Annotated in this window: 4 protein-coding genes; 3 read left to right on the forward strand and 1 reads right to left on the reverse strand. The window is 47.6% G+C overall.

Translation table 11 applies throughout. The annotated features are described in order from the left end of the window. Window positions 1–248 precede the first annotated feature (248 nt). The 3 genes from H6S82_RS24520 (at window position 249) to H6S82_RS24530 (ending at window position 2,489) form a co-directional block, all read left to right on the forward strand. On the forward strand, window positions 249–1,205 hold the full coding sequence (locus H6S82_RS24520; RefSeq protein WP_190475907.1) for a M23 family metallopeptidase: 957 nt from the start codon (window positions 249–251) through the stop codon (window positions 1,203–1,205). Window positions 1,206–1,608: 403 nt separating this feature from the next. After that, window positions 1,609–1,953: a hypothetical protein gene (locus tag H6S82_RS24525; protein ID WP_206756891.1), complete on the forward strand. Its 345-nt coding sequence runs from the start codon at window positions 1,609–1,611 to the stop codon at window positions 1,951–1,953. Next, window positions 1,950–2,489 carry a late competence development ComFB family protein gene (locus H6S82_RS24530; protein WP_190475910.1) on the forward strand — a complete coding sequence of 180 codons (540 nt, stop codon included), beginning with the start codon at window positions 1,950–1,952 and terminating at the stop codon, window positions 2,487–2,489. Before H6S82_RS24525 ends, H6S82_RS24530 begins: the two co-directional genes overlap by 4 nt. Before the next feature lie 35 nt (window positions 2,490–2,524). Here the strand turns inward: H6S82_RS24530 and H6S82_RS24535 are convergent, their stop codons facing one another. Then, entirely contained in the window at window positions 2,525–3,127 is a 603-nt protein-coding gene (locus tag H6S82_RS24535; protein WP_190475912.1) for a L,D-transpeptidase family protein, read from the reverse strand. Window positions 3,128–3,505 lie beyond the last annotated feature (378 nt).

Genomic DNA, 3,505 nt, shown 5'->3' on the forward strand with positions numbered 1-3,505 from the left:
ACACCAACTTAATGGCACTGCCATCAAGGATTCGATGAAGCAGGAAGGAAACGTCAAACTCTCTATCAATCAGGCTTTCGAGGTCTGTGAGTAAGTTTGAGTAAGTTTTCCAGAACGGAGAACCTCTGATTGTACTCTTGGAAAAGTTTTCCTAGAGCTACAGATGGTGAAGCTATAATTCGGCAGTTGGAACTGGTATGGCTAAGACGCTAGTCTAGAGAGCCGATGGAAAAGCAATAGTGAGCATTATGAGTACCATTAGACTGTCGAGACATTTTTGGAAAAAAATAGCAGATTTGCGGTTTAGAGGGATCGCAATTAATTTTGCTCAGTTAAAAGTGCTGCGTCGCCTCACCGAACCTTTCGCTCTACAGATAGGTTTAGCTTTTGCCCTTACTATTGCTATGCTGGGAACGCCAGCACGAGCCCTTCAAGTAGAGGTGGCACCAGCCAATCCCAAACTAGGCGATACCTTGGTCGTATTTATACAGCAGAATCCAGAAATTAACAGCACTCCGACTGTAACAGCAGGAGACAAAACTTACCAAACGTTTTTGGTGGGCTCCCGTTTTCGCGCTTTCGTGCCGACAACACCTCTAGAAAAACCTGGTTCTCGGCTGATTCGCGTTACTGCCGGTACGGAGGTACAGAATCTTACAGTACAGGTAGCCTCCCGTTCTTTCCCCACCCAACGCATCCGCTTATCTGGAGGGGGAACAGAACCCACACAGCACGAACTAAACCGCGTCAGCGCGTTTAAAAGACTCGTGACTCCAGAAAAATACTGGAATGGGCCATTTGTAGCCCCAAATCGCGGTAGAATCAGCACCGTTTACGGAGTGCGCCGCTACTACAACGGCGTCTTTGCGAACGACTACTACCATCGCGGAGTAGACTATGCTGGTGGATATGGTTCGCCAGTAGTTGCTCCAGCAGGCGGTCGAGTAGCTTTGGTAGGAAGAGTTTCTGAAGGGTTCCGACTGCACGGCAACACGATCGGCATCGATCACGGTCAAGGTGTAACCAGTATATTTCTGCACCTGAGTCGCATCAACGTCCAGGAAGGAGATTTCGTACAGGCAGGTCAAGTCATTGGTGCGATCGGTTCTACGGGTGCCTCGACCGGTCCTCACTTACACTGGGGATTATACGTAAACGGAGATTCCGTCGATCCAACACCTTGGCGATATCAAGGAATTGAATAAGCTAGTTGTTTGATGAGATATATAAAATGCACTACCTTCAAGATCTTACTAAATTGCACCAAACCACAGTGAGCCAAACAGGAAAAAGCGATAAGGAGCGAGATTTATTGCTAGACTCCTGTAAGAGTTTTCGATCGATTGTCAGGATCGAAACTTCTGGAGCTAAGCGGCATCGGGGCGAGGTGGGATAGTCGAAGGGGTGTCTAAGAACGATAGAGGCGTTTTGACACTCTCCGCGCTAAAAGCGACGGAGATTCTTTAGAAGAAAATCAGACTCCGTAGTTTGATTTTTAACCATACTCCCTGCCATAGCTTTGACCATTTCAACCGTCAAGTATTTATGCAATACAGTGTCACGAATCTAACAGTTAGGCGAGATATTTCTGCATCAAGGCGGTGTCAATTGCCTCTAGACTCTCCGAGTTTCCTCATTGAGCTTACCTATATGTACACGCAGCCCAGAAGTTTTATCCAGTCTAGAATTCAAGGCTGGAACCCCCTAGTTTTATGTCGCTGTCCGAGTTCTGTTTGTCGCTCCCCAATTTGGGTTGATTTCAGACCCCTGACGTTACGGCAAACCTTACGGCGAAGTATCTCACGCGGAAGTGCCTACCGACTGGCTAACGGCGGAGCGATCGGTTCTTTGCTAACAGTAATTATATCAGTTTGTCGGCGGTTAAAACCGCTATTTCGCTTGACTCTCAGCACTGAAATGGCTGTGTTTCCCGCTTCGGAGGCATCGTTATGACTATCGAAAAAATCGTCGAGCAGGCGCTACAAGATGGTTATTTGACACCAGCGATGGAAGCAGAAGTGGCACGCATCTGCGACACTGCCTCCGAGCTTTCCATAGAAGAGTATATGGCCCTGGATCGGTTGATGGGGTCGCTGTTGACCGGTGAAGTAGTCGCGGTACCGCGCAAGCAGTTCATTAACGTGATGGAAGAGTTGGTGCTGACAGAAGCAATCTCAAGAGTGGCGGAAATAGAAGCTACCAGCAATCGTGCCTTGGATGTGGGCGATATAGCCGCTTACGCCCTCAACCGACTGCCTCCTCTGTACGCTACTACAGAAGAAGGTGCCAACTATCAACGTCAGCGTGCTAGGGAAGAACTTCAGGAATTGATTACTCAGCAAGTCCGCGAGGCGATCGTCCGCAACTTGGCCCAACCCCAATTAGATCCTTCCCGGCAAGCGATCGGCAAAAGCAAAGATGTACTCAAGCAGGTAAGCTCCTTACTAGAGGCATATGCTCCCTCATTTGAGCAAAAACCAGAATTCTAGAACAGCAGCCCAGTTATGCGATGGAGTGATAGCCCTTAATTTTTAACCGTTATCGGCGTACCCAAACTCAGCCGATCGTAGAGCGCCTGGATATCGCGATCGCGCATTCGCAAGCAACCGTGGGATACAGGCTGCCCCACGAGTTCTGCTTGATTTGTGCCGTGAAAGCCGATCGTATGGCGTCCGTCCGACCAAAAACCAATCCATCTAGTTCCTAAAGGATTATCGGGCCCAGGCCCTAAAACAGCCCCGGTGATGGGATGTCGCCATACCGGGTATTTTTGCATTTTCAGAACTCGGAAAGAGCCGATCGGCGTTTGCCAGCCTTCCTGACCGACAGCAACCGGATAGCTAACTTGCAACTTATCATTTTCGTAGAGATAGACGCGGCGATCGCTCAAATCCACAACCAAACGCACGCTCTTTGCCAATGCTATACTGTCAGGCCCATACTCAGGTAGCGAAACAAATTTTCGACTCTCATCATCAATAGTTATCTGGGAAGAAGCTTCTCCCTTCTCTGTCTGTCCTCTGTCTGGCGTCAAGTCCGCAATTTGCCATTGCACGAACAGTAGTAGAAAAGCAGTACCAAAGCAAAGCAGCATCAAGCTGCGACAGAGCAACTCATTTTTTAACATGACTGGCCATTGCAAAACAGCTATCGATTGTTGTTAAGCACTAGCTACTGATTGGCCGATTGCTAAGGTATGTTTGCTTATTTTGTGCTTTTTGGCACAACTAACCCCAGGAAGATACGAACTCAGACTCCTCCAGACCTCAGAACCGGAAAATTTTGACTTTTTTACATAACTTCTATCTAAAGAAAGATTTAAAACTGTCCCTTTATAGAACAAAGATTTTATCATCTCCCTTTTTAGACTCTAAACTTACCTATGTATATACCCAGTTTATAGCCAGTGCATTCAGGAGTATAAAGTACGGTATTAGCAGCCCTTCCTCAAACGTGATTTCCGGGTAGAGTTAAATATTGGTGCTACCGAAGTCGGCAAAAAGGA

Origin of the sequence: Planktothrix sp. FACHB-1355, from assembly GCF_014748295.1 — a bacterium.
GTDB classification, from domain to species: domain Bacteria; phylum Cyanobacteriota; class Cyanobacteriia; order Cyanobacteriales; family Aerosakkonemataceae; genus Aerosakkonema; species Aerosakkonema funiforme_A.

Coding starts and splice junctions, on each gene's coding strand:
- H6S82_RS24535 (WP_190475912.1), bottom strand. CDS start 3,127: ATGTTAAAAAATGAGTTGCTCTGTCGCAGCTTGATGCTGCTTTGCTTT.
- H6S82_RS24520 (WP_190475907.1), top strand. CDS start 249: ATGAGTACCATTAGACTGTCGAGACATTTTTGGAAAAAAATAGCAGAT.
- H6S82_RS24530 (WP_190475910.1), top strand. CDS start 1,950: ATGACTATCGAAAAAATCGTCGAGCAGGCGCTACAAGATGGTTATTTG.